Source organism: Paenibacillus sp. FSL P2-0089, assembly GCF_038595095.1.
GTDB lineage: Bacteria > Bacillota > Bacilli > Paenibacillales > Paenibacillaceae > Paenibacillus_AQ > Paenibacillus_AQ silagei.
This window is the reverse complement of sequence record NZ_CP152006.1, coordinates 1,498,630-1,522,654: the sequence shown is the minus strand read 5'-3', so window position 1 is coordinate 1,522,654 and position 24,025 is coordinate 1,498,630. Positions and strand designations below refer to the sequence as shown.

Below are 24,025 nucleotides of genomic sequence, written 5' to 3'. Positions count from 1 at the left end.
ATCATATAGATATAACACATGAGCCGTATGTAATGTGACAATTATCTTTTTCCGGCTCCACACCAAAAAAAGAGACCCCCAGATGAATTCTGTTGATCTCTCCGTTGCAGAACCTATGAACCTGTAAGCTTCCAAAACCGTCTGTCTGTCTACTTTATTCCAGCTCGACAGTCTGATTCAGATTCAGCCCGTCAGTGTCCTGTCCCGTCATCCGTTTGAACATGTATACTGCCTTCTCGGCCAGGTTGCCGCTCTTCCAGTATTCGGCGGCTTCGGCATGGACCTTGATCAGAATCACAGCCGGGTCGTCATAGCTGGTCTTCAGGAACGTATCGTACCCTGCACTCCAGAGCTCTTTCTTCTTGTTCACATCGGTTACAATCTCAGCCGTTCCACGGATGGAGACATAGGACTTATCGGCATACACGACATTCACGCGCGGGTCATACAGAATCTCCCCGAACTTGCTGGTATCCTTCTTGGTCAGGAACCACAAGTCTCCGTCGAATTCAACCTCCTGTGTCTTCATAGGCCGGGAGACCAGCCCTTCCTCCGAGATCGTGGTAAGCATAGCCATATCAATACCTTTGATCAGCTTGCGGACCGTCTCCACGGCTTCCTCGTGACTATGGTGTGTAGTTGACATCTTTACCGCCTCTTTTCTTCCAGGATAGGGAATAGGTTATCCAAATGCATAGCATTTATTAACCAGAAGCGTCGAAGCATTACCGGATGTTCACCAATCCTTGTGGACTAACATCTCACATGTTTGCGTTTGAAGCCGGTCCGTCCTTTGCCGACAGCCTTCATAATATTATCGTAAGCGCTGATGAGCTTGCTCTTCGGCTTGTCCTCGTCCACCTCGACCGGACCCACCTGCTCCGCCGTCTCACATGCCAGATCATGCAGCGGTAAATAGGACACGGCTACGGTATACATAAAATTGTTCATAGAGTACCGGGTACGCTCCGGGGAGTCATGAATGGTCTTACCCACAAGCTCCAGCATCCCGGCCAGCTTGTCGCACTGGAACTCCTGATCCGGGCGGCTTCCCAGCAGCCAGCAGTAACAGCTCCAGCCTGCCGACATCCGGAGATCCTCTCCGCTCCTGATCCACTCATCCGCCACCTGCTGGGCAATATCTGCTTCAGCCAAGGTTACAGCCACCACGAAATCAGACAGCATATAGAAATAAGCCCCGTCCATCCACCGGTTGTAATCCGCTTCCGTCATCCCGTTCGGGTCGGCAATGATCCCGGCAAAATACATTGCATCATAATTACCTGTAGCATACAGCTCCTCAGCCAGTGCCTGATCGATCTTGGTTTGCTTGAAGATCGGCTTCATTGCACCGGTAGCCACACCAAAGAGCGGCTCCCGTGCGCCGTTTGCGGTATACATCCTCTTGGTCCGTTCCTTGCCAAGCGCTTCAAGCTCCTGCATCACTTGTTCTGCATTCATTGAACGTTCCTCCTTTTAGCTACCTCTCTTCTTCCACCGGAATATCCGGCAGCAGCGGACGGCCCTCAGGGTAGGCATTCTGATTCAGCTGGTCGCCAATCCACGCTTTGCCGTCCTCGCCGGTTTCTTTTTTCCAGATGGGGACGATTTGCTTGATCCGCTCAATCACGTATTCATTCGCTTCATAGGCAGCCTTACGGTGGGGCGAGGAGACTGCGATAACCACGGCAATATCGGTAATCTCCAGCCTGCCGATCCGGTGGGTGACTGCAACCTTCGTATCCGGCCAGCGCTCCAGCACTTCCTGCCCGATGCGCTTCAGCTGCGTTACAGCCATGGACGGGTATGCTTCATATTCAAGATACAAGGTTTTCTTCCCCTGTGTGAACTCACGCACCGTCCCAATGAATAGGGTAATCGCCCCGGCCTCTCTGCGCAGAACTTTATCGGATACCTCAGCGGGTATAATCGCGGACTCTGTAATTTCAAATAACGAATGGCCCATTCGCTCACTTCCTTTCGAGTGAAACATATACATTTCATATTTCAAAAAAACTGCCCCAAGTTGGAGCAGTCTTTTGAAAAATATGAGTTTCACCGGTTTATCCATGGAGTGTTAATTCTTCCGCAGGTTCTGAACTTCCTGTTCTGAAAGCTCGGTGAGTTTAACTATAAAATCAAAATCATGTCCCATCGCCAAGAGCTTTCGAGCAGTTTCTCTTTTTTCTCGAATTGCACCCTGAGCAATCCCCTCCGCAATCCCTTCAGCCTTAGCACCATTCATTCGTGACGCCTCATCACGTAAATACTTCATCCGGGCATCATATTCCATACGTGTAGCGGCATCCTGACTCAGGAACTCCAGCGTATCCATTGCTTTTTTTAGCATCGGCTCATGCATGGTCAGCACCTCCCAGTTTGGTTGTTCAACACCCTTCAGGAATAATAACCAGTTGATCAGACCACCAGTTAATGGAACGGCCTGCTCCTCGAGCTTCGTTAATTCCATCACATGAATCTCAAGATCGTTATTAAGAGAAATTCCAGTGTGATCTTCCCGAAGATGAAACACATTATGATGACGGTCATTCGGCAGACAGGAGTAGTTCAGTATATTGATCATCGTCGCCTTTTTGAATTTGGTGGTAATACATCTCACTCCAGTAGAAAAGCGTCCGCTTCTCCATATTGTATGGATTGAATAGCTGCATTTCGATGTTGATCCGTTTGCCCTCAGCCGTTCTTATACATTGATTATATCATGGCAGAACTACTCGTTGTAGACAAAGCCAGTCTTTTGGGCCCTATATACTGCTATTCTGTCCCCAAAGCTCTATAAAACATACAGCCAAGACAATGCGCTCTCTCGTGTTACTTCGGAACGGCTGTCCGCCCCGGAGGGACGCGGCATGACAAGCTGCCGGTCTGCCGCGCTGACTACGCCGCTTCACTGCTCCGCTACTCTGCTTCAAGAATGTACCGGTTCCACCGCTGCTGCCAGGCCACATCCTGCCAGAACGGATGATGCGGCGCACAGTTGGAGCATAGCGTCATGCCCCAGAAGCCCAGGGCCATTCCCTTACGCAGCGCATACTCGGCAATGAATTTCCCGACCGGGCCTTCCTCGAAGCCTGCAAGCAGCGGGGTATAGCCGACATAGCCTTCGCCGATCACCACCGGCAGACCCGAATGTACCGCCCATTCCTGCGCTTCTTCCAGCCGCTGGTCCGCTTTTTGCAGCATCGCCAGCTTATGGGCTCCATAGCGGTCATACAGGTAGAGATCCCATAGATCAGGGTCGGCCCAATCATGCAGATAGATCAGCTTCATCCCGACCGGATTGCCCTCCATCCGCCACTCCTGCCCTGCGGGCAGGTTCCATTCCCCGAAGGGCGGGGCATCTTCCCTCAGCATAGACCAGACAAAGGTATTCGGAAAAGGTACCCCCTCATCATTCAACCCCGCTGCGTCCATAAGCTCATTCAGCACGCCTTTGATATAGAGATGATAGTGAGCCACCTGCAGATTACGGGCTACATATGCCTTCGGATAAGCTTCGTTCAGCGTATAGCTGGCCGTGATCAGAACATCGGGATGCTGTTCCCGGAGATACTCTACCGCTTCCTCGATATAAGGCTGCATGGCCTTCACCAGCCTGGGCGTATCGGTTGCGCCGATTCCCTGCACGGTACCCACGGCGGTAAGCTGCCCGAATTCCACTTCATTATGCAGCTCGGCATAAACAATTCGATCAGCGAAGCCTTCCGCCTTGATATACCGGATGAGCTGGTCCATCGACCGGGCCAGGGTCATGAACCGCTCTGCGGGAGCAATTGCAGCCAGCTCATCACGCAGTGCGGGATAGGCCAGGAAGCTGGGGCTCTGCTGATATTCCCAGGAAGACAGCATAATATAGAGTCCGTGCGCCTTGGCCTGCCTGAACAGCTCCAGCAGATGCGCATGCCCGTCCAGCTCGGCACCGCCGCGGCAGTTGTACCAGCGGGTACGCTGGCCCACTTCCCCCAGACTGCCGAAGTGCAGCGGTCCGGGGCGTTTGCCTTCCGCTGTGAATAACAGGAACGGCATGGCGCAGATCCGGATGGTGTTGTATCCTCTGTCGGCTGCCTCCTTGCATCTTGCCGCCAGATCATGATAAGGCTCGCCCCGCAAGGTCATGGTGTACCAGGAGAAATCCCACATGGTAAGAGTAAGCTTGCGGGGCAATCTGTTCAGCACTGCATCCATACTGTCCATGCTAATCCTATGCCGTCCTGTTGTATGCATAATCTGTTGTCCTCCTTCTGTTTAGAGTTGTCCCCGGTTCAGGGCACTATCGGCCATCCGTCTGTGAACCCCGGCTCCTTGATGATTAGGGTCCAGGGCAAGAGCTGAATCAAGCTCCGCTGCCGCAGCTTCATACCAGCCCAGCCCGAGAAGCCCGAGCCCCCGCATGTAGCGGCAATGTATGACATTACGCCGGTTGAGGTCATCCTCAAACACCAGGAAATCCGGCAGCGATACGGCGAAATAGTCCAGCTTGATATCATCGAAAAGATGACGCTCGGCATAATCGATCAAGAGATTGAAGCGGCGCTTGGCCTCCTTCGGCTGCTGGAGCCTCAGCCAGGCCAGCCCCTGGTAGAAAATCATCTCCGGCGGCTGGTCATTGTAGAACACCGCACTTGCCGGCTCCGCCAGACCTTGTGAAGCCGCCCTGTAGCAGCGCTCAGCCTCTTCGTCCTGCTGAAGTCCTTCGTATACCCGGCCCAGAGCATAATAGATATTGTTCTCCTGCGCTCCTTCCAGCCTGCCCTCGCCCAGATTATGCGGATAGGCCAGCGCCAGCCGGAAATGCTCAAGCGCCGCTTCATACTGCCCGTTCTCCAGTGCCAGTCTGCCAAGCCCGCTGTGGGCGAATTGGTATTGCCCGGTCACCTTCCCCTCTCCGCCCTCCCAGGGATGGAAGGTACGCGAGCTTAATGCCCTAACCGCTTCGTCATAGCGCTCAAGCTGGTTAAGCATCGTTACATATTCGATATACAGATCATCCCGCTGCTCCACCAGGCTGCGCTGTGCTTCAAGATGTTCCAGCCGTTCCCCGGCGGACCACACGAGCTTCTTGCGCAGTTGGTCCAGCTCATACAGAATCCGCGCATCCTGCGGCGCATAGGCGAAGGCCTGCTCCAGTGAAGCGAGCGCCGCCTCAGGATTGTTCTGCTTGTTGTAATAGGCCAGGGCCAGATTGCGGTGAACGATGGCGAAATCCCCTCTCAGTTCACGTGAACGTTCCCAGCTTGCCGCCGCTTCCTGCGGCCGCTTCTTGTCATAATAGAGATTGCCGAGATAGTAATAGGCCTTATCATACAGGGGATTCGCCCGGACGGCGCTTAACAGCCATTCAAGCTCGGACAGGGAGTTCGGGAAGCAGTGCAGCGGGGAGGCTGCTTGCCCCTGGCGGCGGGCCTCCCGTGCCTGCTCATCTTGTCCCGTACACTCATAACATTCGCCAAGGGCATAATGCAGCATCGGATAGACGGAGTCGGAGTCGGTGTCGATTTCAGATTCGGGTGTTCCGCATTTGACTGCCCTCCGCCCTACAGCAAGAGCTTCCGCATACAGCCCGCAGTCCATATAATCCGCCATAAGATTAAGGTAGTTGTGTGCGTCACCACGCATAAGACGTTCTAATTCTGTCAGCGCCTCTTCTGCCGCAGCAGGGTCCTCCAGTGCTGCAAGGGCCAGGGCCAGTTCGTTGTATGCGCCAAAATCAGCAGGATCAAGCTGCACAGTCTCACTGGCGAATCTCCTCCCCTGCTGCAGCCGGCCAAGCCTGCGCAGCAGAGCAGACTGGAGATTCCTTGCCTTATAATTACGCGTATTGCGGGTCAGCGAACGCTCCGCCAGCTCCAGCGCTTCGGCATAACGGCCTTGCTGGCAGGCTATCTGAGCGAGCGAGAAATACCCCGCAGCCTGCCAGGCTGCCGACCATACCGCTTTGTAATAAGCGGCAAAAGCCTCATCCAAGCGGTTCTGGCCGCGCAGAGCAACCCCCAGCTGATAATAGGCTTCGCTGTCATACGGGTTAGGATTATGCGAGGTTAGACGTTCAATGGCGCGGCGGAACAACGGCTCACTCTGCGCGTATTGCCCGCGGCGGAGCAGCAGCGTTCCATATGCTACATTCAGCCGGATATCCCCGCTGTCCCGCTTAAGCCCTTCCATATAATAGGCCTCCGGCTCAAAGGTGGCATGCCGGTACTGCTCCAGATGCAGGCCTGCCAGGTACAGCTCCTCTGCTGAGCGCAGCTCTTCCGGCACTGCCAGCGGCTTCGCCGCTCCAGGGATGCGCTCAATCTCCGGCCGCTTCGGCTGATAGGCGACCAGCAGCCTGCCCTCCCCGCTATGAACCGTCAGCTTGAGGTCATGCTCCTGCTCTCCATGGTTCAGCATAACCGTACGCTCTATAGCCTCTGCGGGAGACAGATCTGCAGTCTCCCGCAGATATTCGCCTGCGGCTCCGCTTAACCGGATAATGGCCTGTTCAAACCGTGAAGTCACGTATACCTTCACCACCGCCTGAGCCAATGCCGCATCAACCTCCAGATTGACCGCAGCGTCTACTGAGGCATTTTTCACCAGACCGATGCCCTTATACGGCATGAAATACTGGGTGAAGCTCTTCTCCTCATACGGCTGCAGCCAGGTGAAGTCAGGCTGATTATCGGTGTACACGCCTGTCATGAGTTCAATATAAGGTCCGTCTTCATCGGTCAGCTGGCGGTCCCAGGCCTGGCCGAACTCCCCGTTCCCCCAGGTCCATTGCTTCTTCCCCGGTGAGATATGATGATCAGCCACATGCAGCAGCCCCGCCTGGACGCCGTGATCATATCCGCCGACGAAATTATAATCCGACTTATAGGCCATATAGGAGGTCGGAACCGGAATATTCTTATAGCGGGAGATGTCCACGCCTTCCGAATAATCCTGTTTGTAGTAGGTACCGGTAGCAATAGGGAACCGCGATACATCCCTTTTGCCATGATCGAAGACGGCTGTGACATCAGGTGGAAAAACAGACTGCGTCTGATCATTCACCGCAACCGCCGGGTTGGCCCACCAGAGGAAGGTCTGCGGCTGCGGCGTCCGGTTATAACACTGGGCATGGACCTCCAGATAGGCGGTACCCGGATAGAGCCTGAATGCAGCCGTAACCTTCGTCCCGTACATCCGGTCAATCTCGCTCACCCATACGATAGCGCTTCCATCCGCAGCAGCCTCAAGCTTATATTCAACGGGTCCGAACGTATTCGGGCGGTGATGCTGCGGCCAGTTGAACTCAATGCCCCCGGAGATCCAGGGACCCGCAAGGCCGACCAGAGCAGGCTTGATTACGCGGTTATAATAGACAAAATCATAGTTATTCGTCTTGTCGAGCGCCCGGTAGATCCGCCCTCCAAGCTCCGGCATGATCTCTATCCGCAGATATTTGTTCTCCAGAATAATCAGCTTGTACGTCCTATCCTGCTTCACATCCGAGATGCTCTCAATCACGGGATGCGGATATACACGCCCTGAGCTTCCCTGATAGACTCTTTTCTCCAGAAACATGGGATTCGGATCAGCGGCGCCTGCTTCATAGGTTGGTATCATCACACTAGTCTCCCGTACCTGTACCCGGTCTGCGTTGTGCGTGTTGTCCACATTATCCGCATTGTCCCCATTGCCACCGTAGTCAGTGTTGTGCGTGTTGTTCGCGTTGTCTGCGTTGTCTGCGTTGTCTGCGCTGTCTGCGCTGTACTTGTTGTTCGCGTTACTCCCGGCCAGCTCCGGTGTATAACCACTAGCTGCTCGCTTCATGCCCTTCACTGCCTCCCTTGACTTGATGCTTCTACTCTAGCCGCTGGCCGGGGAGTTTCCAATTGACGAAATGCGGGAAGTGATGGATTATATTCTTATTCTGTGTAAGCTTGTTAAACTACTATCTGTTAGGGGGAAGCGGCATGAATCACGGTCATATCCGCAAGCCGGAAGGGTTTGTGGAGGAGAAGCTGTATGTGCTGCCGGAGTACTGGATGAAGGAATTGGAACAGGAGGAGCTGACCGCCTCCTTGTTCATTACGGACATTGGGTATTTCCCGAATGCCCGTTATCATTTCAGGGAACGCCTGGAAGGCAGCCCGTCGCATATCTTGATCTTGTGTGAAGCGGGGGAGGGCTGGGTGGAGCTGAATCATGGGGAGCAGATGACCATGCAGCCGGGGGACATGGTGATTATTCCTCCACACACCCCGCACCGGTACGGGGCCATGCAGGAAGAGCCATGGAGCATTTACTGGTTCCATTTCCAAGGAAGCCATGCCGACCGGCTGGTGAAGCTGTTCGGATTGTCGGGCGCTCCCCTCGCCCTGGCCCCGAGCGGCAAGGCCCGGCTCATCGAATGGTTCGTTCCTGCCTATGAGCTGCTGGCTGAGCGGACCTACGCCCTGGCTACCCATGTGCACATCGCCCAGACGGCCAGACAGCTGCTCTCCGGCATCGGCATTACGGCAGGCCCGTCCGCGCAGGAGAAGAAACGCGGGACGTATCTGGAACAGGCGATCCAGTATATGAACGGACGGCTGGGCAGCAACCTCACTCTGCCTGAGCTGGCTAAGCAGGTCGGCGTGTCGAAGCAGCATCTGATCTATATCTTCAACGCCGAGACCGGGGTCTCCCCGATCGGGTATTTCCTGCGGCTCAAAATCCAGCGGGCAGGCCATCTGCTCGATCTCACCGAGCTCAGCATTAAGGAGGTCGGCTCCGCAATAGGGATCAACGACCCTTATTACTTCTCCAGGCTGTTCAAGAAGATTTCGGGGTTCTCTCCTTCAAGCTACCGGAAGATCCCGAAGGGCTGAATCTGTACTCGAACGAAAAGGGCTTTCCAGGCTAATTTCTTAGCCGCAGAAATGCCTTTTTTGAATATCTCTGAATATCTCTGCCGCGTAAGCTAAGCGGCTCTGCTATTCAATCTCCTTCCCGGTAAACAGCGAGACTCTCGCTTTAACCAGCTCCGTATATTCCTTCTCCATTTTCTCTGCACCCGCTTTATTCAGCTCCGCAATGAAATCGTCGTAGATTTTATCGAAATCAGCTGTGCGGGAGAGGATGGCTTCGGGAATCCTTTTATGGACGATATCCTGCGTCTTTTGATAGATTACCTGATAATCCCCATCTGTCGGCACCGGCATATTGTACAGCGCGCCCCATTCCTTGACCGGGAATTCATCCTCCGCCGGGAACAGGTCTTTCCAGGTTGTTGCGTTATACGCAGCCAGACTCGCCTTCTCCGCATCCGAATATTCGGCCAGAATCTGTTCCGGGAAGTTCGTAGTATAGTAATTGCCTGTAGAATCCTTCACACCGTCCCCGTAGCGGACTCCCAGCGTGGAATACAATCCCACCCCTGTCGCCTTGGTGAAACTTGCTGCATCGTTGACCTTCTGATCGAGAATGTCGGCTGGGATGACGCGCTTCCCGTTCTCCACATTATAATGCTTGCCTTCGATCCCCCAGTTTCTCAGCACCTGGCCTTCTTCCGAGGAGAGCCAGTCCAGGAATTTAATTGCGCGGACCGGATCTTTACAAGCCGTGGTGATACTGATCCCGTAGCCGTCCACTCCGACAGACTGCATGGCGTGATCCTTGTACTCCTCACTCAGCGTAACCGGGAAGTGGGCGTACGTATATTCGTCTTTGCCCGCAGCCTTCAGGGCGTTCTCCGCATCCTGATACTCCCATTCCACTGAGGTAAGCCCCAGCACCCGGCCGCTGGAGATTTTGGATTTGTACTGGTCATCCTTTTGAACAAAGGATTCCTTGTCGAGCAGCCCTTCATTGTACATATGGTTCAGCCAGCGGAAGTACTCCTTCTCTTCAGGCTTCTTATAATGCAGCATCGTCTCGTACGTCTCAGGGTTCACATAATATTCGCCGTCATTGGTTCCTCCGGTGGTGATATCGCCCTGGTTGGTCACCGTAATCATGATCTTCCAGCCGTCAGCATTGACGGTCAGCGGTATGGTCGGCTGCCCGTCCGTCGTTGGATGCTTAGCCACATACGCCTTGAGGACATTCTCGAAATCCTTCACCGTCCGGACTTCGGGATATCCAAGCTCTTTCAATACGCGGTGCTGAATCTGAAATCCGTTCGTCGCATCGAAGCTCTGTTGATCAATGCCGACATTCGTCGGGATCGAATAGATCGCCTGATTATCCTTGCTGTATTTCATCCGGTTCATGTTCCCATCCATGACTTTCTTTATATTCGGAGCATATTTATCAATCAGCTCGGTCAGGTCGATAATGGCTTCGGCATCCACCAGCTTGCCCAGCTCTCCCTTGGCATAGATCATATCAGGATACTCTCCGCTGGCTGCCATCATTGAGATTTTGTCCTGTCCCCCTCCGCTGCCCACATCATATTCCGCGTTCAGGGTAACACCTGTTTTGGCAACAATCTCCTTGCCGATATCATCCTCCATCCTGTTCCAATTCGGACTGGCATCGGCGCCAAAGAAGGTAAACGTTACGGGAGCTGTATCATTTGCGCTGTTATTTCCGTTCGTTATATTCTTTGTGTTATTTCCGGCACTGCCGCTGTTGCTGCAGCCTGCCGAAATGAGCAGCATACTTGCCAGCAGACCCATCCCTAAACTTCTTGGCATTTGTTTTTTCATCCGTCTCATCCCCTTTGGTTGAATGCGTTTACAGTTATATTTTAGCGTCACCTTTGGCGGATAACCTTGATTTTCAAGTCGCAGACTAGCATTATATAGACAAATACGTATTTCTGAGGTGGGAGCTTTGTGAGCAATGTATATTTGAACTGGTTCACGACTGACGAGCATTTCCCTTTCTTTATCCAATATGGCGGGCACGAAGAAGACACCTCCCTCCATCAGCATGCAGACTTCTCCGAGCTTGTCATTGTGCTGAACGGACATGCTGCGCATATCGTCAACGACGAAGAGGCTTTTATCAAGAAAGGCAATGTATTCGTGATTAACGGCGGCACTCCCCATGCCTATAAGGACCCTTATGATTTCAGAATTTGCAACATTATGTACAAATCAGGCATGCTTAAGCTGGCCGGACCGGACTTAAGAACGCTGAACGGCTATCAGGCGCTGTTTGTCTTAGAACCCTTTTACCGCAGCATTAACGCCTATAAAAGCAAAATGAACCTCCCCATCGTCAGCCTGGAGGCTGTCTCATCGCTTGTGGCAGGCATGATTACCGAATATGAACAGAAGCAGCACGGCTATCAGACCATGCTCGCCTCCAAATTCATGGAGCTGGTCGTGTATCTGTCCAGACATTATGACATTCAGGAGAAGGGCGTGGACAACAGCCTGATGCACCTCGCCAGTGCGATCTCCTATATTGAGGATCACTATCATGAACCGGTTACTCTTGATGCCATTGCCGCCAAATCGGATATTTCCGTCCGTCATTTGAACAGGATATTCCAGGCGTATTATCTGACTACACCGATTGCTTATATTCAGCGTCTCCGGCTGGAACATGCATGCTCACTGCTCAAGCAAACCAGACACCCTATTACAGACATCTCCTATAGGTGCGGATTTAATGACAGTAACTACTTCGCCCGTCTCTTCAAAAAAACGTACGGCAAGTCCCCGAAGGCCTACCGCAATCAGCAGTAGTTGTGCAGCAGCCAGGTCCATACGTCGTTTAACGCAAAAAAAAGCAGCATGTCCCAAGGAACTGCTGCTCACAACTTATACCGCCGGCTGATCCAGCGGCTCATAATCGAACCAGTCATACGCTGCCGGAGCGCCCTGTCCCGTCACGGACGTTGCATACATGGCAACGAATACCCCGGTGAACCCTCCTGAGATTTCGGTGCTGAGATAATGTGTCTCTCCAGCCCCCAGCTCGATCACCCCGGAATCCGGTGACTCAACCGAGGCTTCTATGCTGCCGGGCAGCGCCTTGATTCTCAGGATGACCGGCCCGTCAGGACACTCCTCCACATGCTCCACCCGGAGTGAACCGACCGTCCGCCGGAACACGGCGGCTCTCCGCCCGCTGACAGAGCGGATCACCAGCTCATAATGATGCTTCTCGTTCTTGTACACTGCAATTCCGGCTTCTTCCCTTTCATGCTGCGGCTCATAATCCAGCTCTGCTGCTATATTGGCCGTGAAGTGGCTGAGGCGGCGGCCCGCAAAGGCAGGTGCGGCGGCTTCATTCAGCGTAGCCTCGTGGCCATGCAGAACGAGATGGCCCGGCCGTTCTTCAAGCGACCAGCTTCCTTCTGCCGGATTACGCAGAAAAGTCCAGTCCAGCCCCAGCCGGGTATCATCGAAATGGTCTCTTACGGGCTTCGCCGGCCAGCGGACTTCCGGCAACAGCGGCGAGTCCATAACCGGCTCGATGTGGCCGCCGTTCCCGATAACCGGCCAACCCTCGGATGTCCAGGTCACGGGAGCCAGGAAGCTCTCTCTGCCCAGATGATGGCCCATCGGATAGGAGACCGGACGGATGCCTAAGCACACCGCCCACCAGCTCCCGTCCTGTGCCTCAACCAGATCGGCATGGCCTGTGGCTTGTATGCTGATTGCCGTACTGCGGTTGGACAGAATCGGATTATGGGGACAAGCAGCATACGGGCCGTAAGGCTGGCGGCTTCTGGCGATGGTCTCCATATGCCCATACTCCGTTCCGCCTTCGGCGATCATCAGATAATACCAGCCGTTCTTCCGGTACAGATGCGGAGCCTCGGGATGAGCGCCGCCCGTTCCTGTCCAGATCAGCACGCTCCCGGTCAGCATTTCCCCGGTCCCGATATCAATCTCGCACTGGTAGATCCCGTTCCCCTGTCCGCCGTCCATGGCGGACTGGAAATATACGCGCCCGTCCTCATCGAAGTACAGGGAAGGATCAATTCCGCTCTGCGCAACCAGATAGGGCTCCGACCAGGGGCCTTCCGGATGCTGTGTTTTGACGAAGAAATTGCCCATCCCGCTTACATTCGTGGTCACCATATAGAACCAGCCGTTATGGTAACGGAGGGTCGGCGCGAATATTCCGCCTGAGCTCCACGAATTCTCCAGCGGCAACTGGCTGGGTGTTGTAAGGCAATGGCCGATCTGACGCCAGTGGACAAGATCCCTGCTGTGAAAGACAGGGACGCCCGGATAATATTCAAATGTGCTGGTCACCAGATAATAATCATCCCCTACCCTGCAGATGCTGGGATCGGGATGGAAACCGGATATGATGGGATTGGTATAGTGCATGAAGCCGCGCTCCTGTCCATTTTCAATTGAATTCTAGGTTCTATATCGATTATATCTGGAATCGCTCGGCCAAACCTTCACTTTCAAGTCACGGGAATAGCAAAATCCAGACATGGCCGCGCTTAGTTCCGTACAGATGTTATATAGTTACCTTTTCAAATGATTGAAGCCGCTCCGCCTCTGCTTCCGCCGACGCCATAACCGGTACCCTCTGCGGACCGTCTCCAGAATCAGACGGGGAACCGGAAATACCCGGCGGGAAGCCACCGGCTGGTACAACCGGTAATACAGCCGCTTGTAATCCTCCCACATGCTGCAGTCGTCATCCTTCAGGAAATCCGAGACATCTACAATCAGTCCCCGCCCGTCCCGGAGCATCACATTCTTGGCATGGATATCATGCGGACGCAACCCGCGGGACCTTGCATATTGAAGCGCGTTGTCAATGTCTTCAATAGCCTGTCCGGTAATGAGAATGCCGCGTTGCATGGAATCGTAGAAGGTGACTCCGCCCAGCCTTTTGAGGACCAGAAAATCCGCTCCGGCATAATAGCACTCCGAGAAGGCCGGATGCTGTCCAAGGCGGCAGTACACCTCTGCTTCTTCCTCAATGCCCGGCCTGCCCGGCGCGTAGATCTTCACTGCGAATTCCTCGGCTCCCTGCCGGCAGAAGACAGCCGCATAATTTCCGGTTCCGAGCACACTCCAGGGCTTTGGTACACCGCTGACCTTCACCGGCTCCAGCGGATTCACGCTCTCTATATTAACCTGACCCAGCAGCTCGCCCGTGATCTGCTCCAGCAGCTTGTCCATCCTTCTCACCCCGCAGCTTAAGTTCAGTAATGACTCTATCCACCCAGTGTACGCTATTCCCCGGCGATCAGCCAATCTTGCCGGTAAGCATGGCGAAGAACCGGACAACAGCTCTCCGGCTCTTCGTATAATCAACGGTATCAGGTACAATCGCCCATAGTGGACCCCGCCCCCTTAGAGCTATGCCAAATGAATGACCTCATGCTCCTCCGCACTTCGGTAGGTTCCGAATACAAGCTCCAGCGTCTTCAGATTATCTTCGCCGCTCGTCTGGAATTCCTCCCCAGTGTCCAGGCATTCAATGAAATGCGACTGCAGCCGGTAATGGCTCTCTTCAAAATCAAGGCCGTTGTCCTCCGAAATCGTAGTCTCCAGCCCGTCGTTATCAATCAGGCTGAGTGTGCCGCTGCTGTACAGCTTAATTGTAGCCTGATCGCCTTCAATAATCAGCTGCTCTTTATGGTCCGGCAGCACCGGCAGGGTTAGCGGGCCGGGCAGATTCTGCCGGGTGGCCCAGCTCATATCCATAAGGCCCATATAATCCTCATAGCCAAGGGTGATCAGCCCGGCGTCCTCTCCGGCAATATACGGACTGACCTTCCGGGTCTCCGCATATAGCCGCTTAGGCTCCCCGAACAGAAAGCGCCACGTATCATACCAGTGAACCCCCATCTCATAGAACAGCAGCTTCGGCATCTCCCGGAAGAACGGCTGCGGAAGCTCATGCTCCGGGGCAAACCGCGGTGAATAATAATCCGTGTGGATATAGCGGATCATCTGGAGCTGTCCTGCCACTCCCTCATCCAGAAGCTTGCGGATGGCCTGAATCGGCTGCAGCCAGCGCCAGTTCTCTGTAACCATCAGCCGGACGCCCGCTGCACGGGCCGTTTCCACCATCTCACAGGCTTCCTCCATGGAGCGGGCAAAAGGCTTTTGGCACAGGATATGCTTCCCGGCCCGTGCAGCCAGTCCGACCAGCTCAGGATGTGTATCCGGCGCGGTAACAATATCTATAATATCCAGCTCCGCAGAAGACAGCATGTCTTCCAGCGTGGAGTACAGCATGTCCCGGGGAATCCCGTATGCCTCCCCCTTACTGTGCAGCTTAACCGAATCCAGGTCGCACAGGCCTTGAATCTGAACGCCGGGGATACGCTGCCATGCCTGCAAATGCTTGTCCGACCAATACCCTGCGCCCACAACACCAACCTTCCACATCCTATTTAACCTCCAAGTCATGCTCATCGTGCAGGCGCGTCATTCTCACCGCCATATATGTCCGTCCCGGCAGATCGACCCTGAAGGTTCCCTGATAGCTGCCCGCAAGCTCATCCACCGTCATGTTCCAGGTATCCAGCAGCTCCACCTTATAGCGGAACTCCGGGTTCATCGTGAACTGGCGGAACTTCGGCCGGTTGAATCCGAAATAATAGAGAACATATTCATCCTCCACCCCGGCTCTGGGCAGATCCCACTCCGAAGGCAGCGGGTTCAGCCCCTCAGAAGGTCCTTCTTCCAGCACGCGGCGCAGAAAAGCAATCCGCTCAGGGCTCGTGCCATACAGCCGGCCGCCCTTGGCCCACCAGAGCTTATCTTCCGGGTGCAGATAGGTTTCCCCATGTCCGACATACCCTCCACGGACCGCGCCTTCCCAGAAACGGCGGACCATCTCTTCCCCGGTAATATTTCCCCAGCCATGCTCGACATTACCCTCGTATGCACATTCATCGATCACGACAGGCTTATTCCAGCGCCGTCTCCATTCATCTGTATTCTCCGAGGTCTTGTACGCATCCACACGCTGAATGCTGCAATGCGTAACCCAGGGCTGGTTGAAGTCATAGAAGTCAATACCATTATGATTAGAGATCAGGTGCCCGTAAGGATCATACGACGTTACAATGTGGGCATACCGCTCCCAATCAGCCAGCACCTTGTTTCTCATAAAATCATATTCATTGGCCAGCGACCACCAGATATGGCGGTACGCCGAGAGCCTGGCTACAAGGTACCGGAGATAGCGGTCATCCGCCTCCTTGCCCATATCCGCGAAGCCCCAGCGGTCATACGGATGGAACAGGATCAGGTCGGACTCGATGCCCAGCTCCCCAAGATCTGTAATCCGCTCCTCCAGATGCCGGAAGAACGCCGGGTTGAACCGGCTGTAATCCCAGCCTGCTCGGGCCGAGCCTTCATAGGGATAGTACTCCGGTTCATTCTCGTTATAGGAGTAGGATTTCGGGAACACGCACATTCTTATTTTGTTAAAAGAAGACGCTTTCAGCGTGTCCAGCGTCTGGCGCTCCATCTCATCCCCCTGATGGGTCCAGGCGTAGCAGGTCGTGCCGACAGGAAGATAGGGCGTTCCGTCCGCATAGGCAAAATGAAAGGTATTCCGCACCCGGACCGGACCGTGATTCCCGCCTGCCGCAGCCGTGCATTCCAGTTCCCCTTCAAGCTCATGCAGCGCAGGCGCATTGCTGCTGGTCCGGAACGCCCACTTCCCCTGATGCTCCGGCATGAAGCGGATCCGGTATACCCCTTCCCCATCATAGAAGCCCAGAGCCAGAACCGAACGTTCTCCCATCGAAAATTCCGCCTGCAGCGCTACCTCCGTAAACGGATTGCCCCCGGCAGGGCCTCCATGCAGTACAATTTCACATACACCCCACTGGGAAGTCTTGTCCGGAACCGATACGGAGACCCTCCCCTGGAATGCTTCAGCCTGCCCTGCTTCCTTCGGATTAGCCATAAGTCCTGCTCCCTTCTGTATGAATCCTAAGATATACAAATAGCAACATCAAACTAAACAATAACTAAACAAAACTAATATCACTAACTATAAATTTATTATAAAGCAATCCTACAACACCTTCACGCCATCGTCAACGTTCTTATTCAAGCTAAAAAACAGCTTATTCAACTATTATATTAACCTCGATGATATGACAAATTCACTAAACACAACTAAACAAAAATACAAATTACGCTTCATTGCTAAAATTAGCGCCTTCCCTTACACTAAACATACTTAAGCTACGATGCTGAATGGAGGTCTTGTCATTGAATATGGAGGAGCTTGCCCGGCTGGCCGGGGTCTCCAAAGGGGCCGTCTCGCTGGCGCTGAACGGAAAGCCGGGGGTCGGGCCGGAGACACGCGGGCGAATCCTGCGCCTGGCGGAGACCTACGGATACACCGGCAGGGGAAGAGCAGCGGCCGCCGAAGCGAACGCCACCACCCTGCGGTTCCTGGTGTTCACCAATGCCGGACTGGTTCATGAGGAGTATTATCAGCAGCCCTTCTTCCGGGAGCTGATTCATCATATCGAGGAACGCTGCCGGATGGGGGGCTACAGTCTGATGTTCTCCGCGCTTGAAGAGAAGAACTATGAGCAGGGCATTCAATCAGTGATGGAGGAGCCCACCAGCGGCGTGATTCTGCTCGGGACCAGCCTGGATGCGGCCAGAATAGCCGATATTGCGGACAAGCTGCCCGGCTTGATCGTGCTGGACACCTGCTTCGATGCGCTGCCTGTCCATTTTGTCGAGATCAACAATTATATGGGGGCTTATCAGGCAGGGACCTATCTGACCGGCCACGGGCACCGGAGGATCGGTTATATCGCATCCGAGGAGCGGATTCATAACTTCGGGGAACGGCAGCGCGGGTTCATGGACGCCATGGCGGAGGCGCAGGTGGAGATTCCCCGGAGCAATATGCTGGCGGTGCCGCCGACTTTATTTTCCTCCCAGGGGCCGTTAAGGGACAAGCTGCAGCACCTCAGGGACAGCGGACAGCCTTTTCCCACCGCCTTCTTCTGTGAATGTGACTACATCGCCATTAGCGCGATCAAGGCGCTCAGCGAGTTGGGCTTCTCCGTCCCGGAGGATGTATCCGTCATCGGCTTCGATAATATCAATGAATCACAGATTGTAGCCCCGGAGCTGACCACGGTACATGTAGAGAAAGAACGGATGGCCGCATGGGCAGTGGATCTGTTCACCGCTTCTCTTCACCGGCAGTCCGCAGTCAGCACCAAGGTCAAAGTCGACACCCTCTTGATCGAGAGAGCTTCCTGCCGGCGGCTCGAACCCTCTGCGGATTAATAAGCTACATTCACAGCCTATTTGCAAAAAAACAGGAGCCAGCCCTAACCGCATCATCGCGGCTAAGGGGTGGGCTCCTGTTCCTGTTCCATGGCCCTATTCTAGGGTCCTGTCCTATTCGTCTTGCTCTATTCGTCCAGCCAGCTACGCATCATCGATAACAGCTGTCCGCTGTTCACCGGCTTGGTAATATAATCCGAGCAGCCTGCTTCCAGGCACAGCTCCCGGTCCCCTTTCATCGCCTTGGCAGTAAGCGCAAGAATCGGGAGGTCCCTCCACTCCGGCTTCTCCCGGATCGCCCGGGTGGTCTCGTAGCCGTCCATTCCCGGCATCATGATGTCCATCAGGACAATTCCGATATCCGGCGTCTGCTCCAGCAGCGTGATCGCATCCTGGCCGTTCTCCGCAGGAATCACCTTCATCTGATGACGCTCTAGAATAGAGGTAAGCGCAAAGATGTTGCGGATATCATCATCCACGACAAGCACCTTTTTATACTCGATCATCTCATCCGATTGATACAGCTTCACCAGCTTGTCTCTGGAGAGCGGCGGCAGATCCTCTGCCTTGCGGTGCAGGGCGAGGGTGGATTCATCAATCAGCTGGGCATCCGATTTCACCTCTTTGAGCACCGCCATCTTGGCCAGCTCATCCCATTCGGTTTCTTCCTCCGGCGTCAGCTTCCGGTTCATCTGCACCAGCACGGGGATTCTTTTGTTCCTGGCGTTCTTGTACATCTCCCGGAGGAAGCGGATCAGATTCATGTCTGCCAGGCTGCTGTCCAGCACGATCGCATCGAACGTCTTGCTGTTCAACTGGTTCAGGGCTTTGCGCCCGGTCTCTACGGCGGTGATTGTAAGATCAGGATTGTCCAGCAGCTCGGCTATATGCTTGCGCTCCTGTTCATCCTGGACGGCGACCAGCAGATTAACCGTGGTGTGATCCGCGAACCGGTTCAGCCGGTCCAGCGCATTCTCCAGCTCCTCATTGGTCACGGGCTTGCGGAAGTAGTCGTAAGCCCCCTTCTGCAGCAGCTGCACCTCGTCTTCATCCACGGTCATTACGCAGACCGGAATATGCCGCACCCCGATATCGTTTTTGAGCTGCTGAAGCACCAGCCAGCCGTCCGTATCTCCGCCAAGATGCAGATCCAGCGTGATGGCCGACGGCTGGTATTTCTGAACCAGCTCCAGGACATCCCAGCCGCTGGTGGCGATAACCGCTTTGATTCCTTTTTTGTGGAGCATCCCCAGAATGATCTCGTTGAACTTCTGGTCATCCTCAACGATCAGGAACACCCGGTCTCCCAGTTCAATCCCATCGCGGTCATCCGCGAAGGGCTCCTCTTCCGGCTTGACAAGGCTGCTTCTGCGTTTGGCCGGGGTAATGTCAATGACCTCCGGAACATGAGCCTTCGGAGGCTCCGGTTCAGTGAATTCCGCATCTGTCGGCAGGTACAGGTTAAATACGCTTCCCTTGCCCACTTCGCTGTACAGGCTAATCTCTCCGCCGAGCATCTCGGCGATCTCGCGGGAGATGGCAAGCCCGAGACCCGTTCCGCCGTATTCCCGGTTCGTACTGCCGTCCGCCTGCTGGAACGCTTCGAAGATAATCTGCTGCTTCTCCGCCGGAATGCCGATTCCCGTATCACTTACCGAGAAGCAGATTACGGTGGTGGCCCGCTCAAGCGACTCCTTATCCGGGTGCCACCCGTCAGCCGCTTTGCGGATCTGCAGCATAATCTGCCCCTGCTCGGTGAATTTGAAGGCGTTCGACAGCAGGTTCTTTAGGATTTGCAGCAGACGCTTGGAATCCGTAGCGATGCTGGCCGGTACACCGGGATCAATCTTGATCCGGTAGTCGAGCTTCTTGGCATCCACCATATGGCGGAAAGAACGGTCCAGACCGTCCGTCAGCTCCGCCAGCGAAACTTCGCTGAAATCCGGCGTGATCGTGCCGGATTCGATTTTGGACAGATCGAGGATATCATTAATCAGGTTCAGCAGTTCAAGCCCGGAATCCTGAATCGTCTTGGCGAACTTCACCTGCAGCTCATGCAGATTCTCATCCGGATTCTCGGCCAGCTGTTCTGCCAGAAGCAGCAAGGAATTGAGCGGCGTGCGCAGCTCATGGGACATGTTAGCCAGGAATTCGGATTTGTACTTGGAGGTAAGGGCAAGCTGCTCCGCCTTCTCCTCCAGGTAACGCTTGGCCACCTCCACCTCATGGTTCTTGCTCTCCACCTCCGCCTTCTGGAGTACGAGCAGCTTCGCCTTATCCTCCAGCTCGTCATTCGTGCTCCGCAGCTCCAGCTGCTGCTTCTGCAGCTCCTCGGTGAGCGACTGGGACTGGATCAGCAGCTCCTCCGTACGCTGGTTCGCCTGCATCGTGTTGATTACACTGCCGATGGATTCCGTAAGCTGATCCAGGAAGGCGATGTCGATATCGCTATAAGGCCGGAAGGTCGCCAGCTCCAGAATCGCCAGCACCTGATCCTCGAAGATGATCGGCAGCAGAATGATATTAAGCGGCGTTGCTTCGCCCAGCGCGGACGAGATCATCACATAGTCGCCCGGAACATTGGTCAGCAGAATCCGTTGCTTCTCAATCAGGCACTGGCCGACCAGCCCCTGCCCCGCCCGGAATTCATTCGCCAGATGCTTTCGGTTCTGATAGGCATAGCTGGCGAACAGCTTCAGCACCGCTTCCCCGCCCGAGGGTTCATTAATGTAGAAGACGCCATGCTGCATCGATACCAGCGGAGCCAGCTCGGACAGGATCATCCGGCTGACTGCATACAGATCGCGCTGCCCCTGGAGCATCCGCGAGAACTTGGCCAGATTGGTCTTCAGCCAGTCCTGCTCGGTGTTGATCCGGGTCGTCTCCTTCAGATTACGGATCATCTCGTTAATGTTATCCTTGAGCGTGGCAACCTCCCCGGAGGCGGACACATCAATCGCCCGTGACAGATCGCCGTTAGTCACAGCGGTAGCCACATTGGTGATGGCCCGCACCTGTGTGGTCAACGTACTCGCCATGTAATTGACGTTGTCCGTCAGATCACGCCAGGTACCCGCAGCCCCCGGCACACTGGCCTGACCGCCCAACTTCCCTTCGGCTCCAACCTCGCGGGCCACGGTAGTGACCTGATCGGCGAAGGTGGCCAGCGTCTCGATCATGTTATTGATCGTATCCGTCAGCTCGGCAATCTCGCCCTTGGCCTCCACCGTCAGCTTCTGCTTCAGGTTACCGTTCGCCACTGCCGTCACGACCTTGGCGATTCCCCGCACCTGATCGGTCAGATTGGTAGCCATAATATTCACGTTGTCGGTCAGATCCTTCCAGATGCCCCCGACACCGCGCACCTGGGCTTGTCCGCCCAGCTTCCCGTCCGTGCCGACCTCGCTCGCTACACGCGTTACCTCAGAGGCGAACGAATTCAGCTGATCCACCATCGTATTGATCGTGTTCTTCAGCTCAAGCAATTCGCCTTTGACATCCACCGTAATCTTCTTGGACAGATCCCCGTTCGCTACCGCCGTGGTTACACCGGCGATATTGCGCATCTGAATCGTCAGGTTGCTCGCCATGAAGTTGACGGTATCGGTCAGATCCTTCCAGGTGCCGGACACATCCTTCACCTCGGCCTGCGCGCCCAGCTTGCCGTCCGTACCCACCTCGCGCGCAACACGCGTCACCTCGGAGGCGAAGATCGACAGCTGGTCCACCATCGTGTTGATCGTATTTTTCAGCTCCAGAATCTCGCCCTTGACGTCTACGGTGATCTTCTTGGACAGGTCGCCCTTGGCGACCGCCGTGGTCACATCTGCAATATTACGCACCTGGTCCGTCAGATTGCGGGCCATGTTATTTACGCCTTCGGTCAAGTCCTTCCAGGTGCCGCCGACTCCCTTTACCTGCGCCTGGCCGCCGAGCTTGCCGTCTGTACCGACCTCCCGCGCTACACGCGTCACCTCGGAGGAGAACATGGAGAGCTGGTCCACCATCGTATTGATCGTATTCTTCAGCTCCAGAATTTCGCCTTGCACATCCGCAGTGATTTTCTTGGACAGGTCCCCGTTCGCCACCGCTGTCGTTACGACCGCGATGTTGCGCACCTGATTCGTCAGGTTGGACGCCATATAGTTCACGCTCTCGGTCAAATCGCGCCAGGTTCCGGCTACGCCCTTCACCTGCGCCTGTCCGCCCAGCATGCCTTCAGTGCCGACCTCACGCGCCACGCGCGTCACTTCGGAGGCGAAGATCGACAGCTGCTCCACCATGGTGTTAATGGTGTTCTTCAGCTCCAGAATCTCGCCGGTCGCATTCACCGTAATCTGCTTGGACAGATCCCCCTTCGCCACGGCAGTCGTCACTTCAGCGATATTGCGCACCTGATCCGTCAGCGTACCAGCCATGAAGTTCACGCTGTCGGTCAGATCCTTCCAGGTTCCTGAGACTCCCTTCACATCGGCCTGTCCGCCGAGAATTCCTTCTGTAGATACCTCGCGCGCCACACGCGTCACCTCGGAGGCGAAATTGCTGAGCTGGTCCACCATGATGTTAATGGTGCTTTTCAGCTCCAGAATCTCGCCCTTCGCATCGACGGTAATCGTCTTCGACAGGTCGCCCTTGGCTACAGCCGTGGTCACTTCCGCGATATTGCGCACCTGATTCGTTAAGTTGGACGCCATATAGTTGACGCTTTCGGTCAAATCCCGCCAGGTGCCGGACACGCCCTTAACATCAGCCTGCCCGCCAAGAATACCTTCCGTACCCACCTCACGCGCCATCCGGGTCACCTCGGAAGCAAAGGTCGATAACTGATCCACCATGATATTGATCGTGTTCTTCAGCTCCAGAATTTCACCCTGTACATCGGCCGTAATCTTCTTCGACAGATCGCCGTTGGCCACCGCCGTGGTCACCACCGCGATGTTCCGCACCTGGTTCGTCAGGTTGGACGCCATGTAGTTGACGCTCTCGGTCAAATCCCGCCAGGTGCCGGAGACATCCTTCACATCAGCCTGTCCGCCAAGCTTGCCTTCAGTCCCGACCTCACGCGCCACCCGGGTCACCTCAGAGGCGAACATGGAGAGCTGATCCACCATCGTGTTGATCGTATTCTTCAGCTCCATGATTTCGCCGCGCGCATTGACCGTAATCTGCTTCGACAGATCGCCGTTTGCTACCGCCGTTGTCACCGCTGCGATGTTGCGCACCTGATCCGTAAGATTCGTCGCCATATAATTGACGCTGTCCGTCAGATCCTTCCAGGTCCCGGAGACCCCCTTCACATCAGCCTGTCCGCCCAAAATACCTTCGGTACCGACCTCACGCGCTACACGTGTAACCTCGGAGGCGAACGTGCTGAGCTGATTGACCATCATATTGATATTGCTTGCCGTTCGCTGGAACTCGCCCGTAAGCGGCCGTCCTTCAATCGCCAGCTCCACCTGCTGGGACAGATCGCCCTTGGCTACGGCGTTAATCACCCGGACCATCTCGCTGGTCGGCTGAATCAGGTCAATCACCAGGCCGTTCAAGGAATCGGTCACTGTCTCCCAGGACCCGCCCAGATTCTTCTGCACGAACCGTCTGGACAGGTTCCCTTCCTTGCCGACCACTCTGGCCACCGTCTGAACCTCGTTCACCAGGCTCTCCTGAATCTCCATAATCTCGTTGAACGTATCGGCTACCTTACCAGCGAGCCCCGTCCGGTCATAAGGCATCCGGTGGGAGAAATTGCCCTTCTTCATCGCCATCAAGGCGCTCAGCAGTTCACCGGCGTCTATTCCATCGCCCTGGTTTTCTTTGATTTGGTTGTCATCGCTCAT

At 54.9% G+C, this 24,025-nt stretch carries 14 protein-coding genes and 1 pseudogene; 3 read left to right on the top strand and 12 right to left on the bottom strand.

The window, feature by feature from the left end:
- Positions 1–154: 154 nt before the first annotated feature.
- The 6 genes and pseudogenes from NST69_RS06150 to NST69_RS06125 form a co-directional block, all read right to left on the bottom strand.
- Complete coding sequence (locus tag NST69_RS06150; protein ID WP_342548766.1) at positions 155–646, bottom strand: pyridoxamine 5'-phosphate oxidase family protein; 492 nt, start codon at positions 644–646, stop codon at positions 155–157.
- A 107-nt stretch (positions 647–753) separates the two neighbouring features.
- Entirely contained in the window at positions 754–1,461 is a 708-nt protein-coding gene (locus NST69_RS06145) for a DNA alkylation repair protein (RefSeq protein ID WP_342548765.1), read from the bottom strand.
- A gap of 19 nt (positions 1,462–1,480) precedes the next feature.
- Positions 1,481–1,966, bottom strand: a complete 486-nt coding sequence (locus NST69_RS06140) for a molybdenum cofactor biosynthesis protein MoaE (protein WP_342548764.1) — start codon at positions 1,964–1,966, stop codon at positions 1,481–1,483.
- Positions 1,967–2,077: 111 nt separating this feature from the next.
- A pseudogene (locus tag NST69_RS06135) lies at positions 2,078–2,648 on the bottom strand (Rpn family recombination-promoting nuclease/putative transposase).
- A gap of 271 nt (positions 2,649–2,919) precedes the next feature.
- The gene (locus NST69_RS06130) at positions 2,920–4,206 is read right to left on the bottom strand and encodes a cellulase-like family protein (RefSeq protein WP_342550092.1); all 1,287 of its coding nucleotides are present in this window, start codon (positions 4,204–4,206) and stop codon (positions 2,920–2,922) included.
- Between the two features lie 60 nt (positions 4,207–4,266).
- Positions 4,267–7,611 (bottom strand): DUF5107 domain-containing protein, encoded by a 3,345-nt coding sequence (locus NST69_RS06125; protein WP_342550090.1) that lies wholly within the window; start codon positions 7,609–7,611, stop codon positions 4,267–4,269.
- 350 nt (positions 7,612–7,961) lie between these two features.
- Here NST69_RS06125 and NST69_RS06120 point away from each other — a divergent pair, with 350 nt between their 5' ends.
- Entirely contained in the window at positions 7,962–8,858 is an 897-nt protein-coding gene (locus NST69_RS06120; protein WP_342548763.1) for an AraC family transcriptional regulator, read from the top strand.
- A 105-nt stretch (positions 8,859–8,963) separates the two neighbouring features.
- Here the strand turns inward: NST69_RS06120 and NST69_RS06115 are convergent, their stop codons facing one another.
- Positions 8,964–10,679 (bottom strand): ABC transporter substrate-binding protein, encoded by a 1,716-nt coding sequence (locus tag NST69_RS06115; RefSeq protein WP_342548762.1) that lies wholly within the window; start codon positions 10,677–10,679, stop codon positions 8,964–8,966.
- Positions 10,680–10,808: 129 nt separating this feature from the next.
- Here NST69_RS06115 and NST69_RS06110 point away from each other — a divergent pair, with 129 nt between their 5' ends.
- On the top strand, positions 10,809–11,669 hold the full coding sequence (locus NST69_RS06110; RefSeq protein WP_209875047.1) for a helix-turn-helix domain-containing protein: 861 nt from the start codon (positions 10,809–10,811) through the stop codon (positions 11,667–11,669).
- A 75-nt stretch (positions 11,670–11,744) separates the two neighbouring features.
- Here the strand turns inward: NST69_RS06110 and NST69_RS06105 are convergent, their stop codons facing one another.
- The 4 genes from NST69_RS06105 to NST69_RS06090 all read right to left on the bottom strand — a co-directional run bounded on the left by NST69_RS06105 (position 11,745) and on the right by NST69_RS06090 (position 16,833).
- On the bottom strand, positions 11,745–13,268 hold the full coding sequence (locus tag NST69_RS06105; RefSeq protein ID WP_342548761.1) for a glycoside hydrolase family 43 protein: 1,524 nt from the start codon (positions 13,266–13,268) through the stop codon (positions 11,745–11,747).
- A gap of 147 nt (positions 13,269–13,415) precedes the next feature.
- Positions 13,416–14,081 carry a serine/threonine protein kinase gene (locus NST69_RS06100; protein ID WP_342548760.1) on the bottom strand — a complete coding sequence of 222 codons (666 nt, stop codon included), beginning with the start codon at positions 14,079–14,081 and terminating at the stop codon, positions 13,416–13,418.
- Positions 14,082–14,261: 180 nt separating this feature from the next.
- Entirely contained in the window at positions 14,262–15,299 is a 1,038-nt protein-coding gene (locus NST69_RS06095) for a Gfo/Idh/MocA family oxidoreductase (RefSeq protein WP_342548759.1), read from the bottom strand.
- A gap of 1 nt (position 15,300) precedes the next feature.
- Positions 15,301–16,833, bottom strand: coding sequence for a DUF5605 domain-containing protein (locus NST69_RS06090; RefSeq protein ID WP_342548757.1), 1,533 nt, complete (start codon positions 16,831–16,833; stop codon positions 15,301–15,303).
- Positions 16,834–17,150: 317 nt separating this feature from the next.
- On the opposite strand from NST69_RS06090, the gene NST69_RS06085 reads away from it, so the two are divergent.
- Entirely contained in the window at positions 17,151–18,188 is a 1,038-nt protein-coding gene (locus tag NST69_RS06085; protein WP_342550089.1) for a LacI family DNA-binding transcriptional regulator, read from the top strand.
- 128 nt (positions 18,189–18,316) lie between these two features.
- On the opposite strand, the gene NST69_RS06080 is transcribed toward NST69_RS06085, so the two are convergent.
- Positions 18,317–24,025: a HAMP domain-containing protein gene (locus NST69_RS06080; protein ID WP_342548756.1), complete on the bottom strand. Its 5,709-nt coding sequence runs from the start codon at positions 24,023–24,025 to the stop codon at positions 18,317–18,319.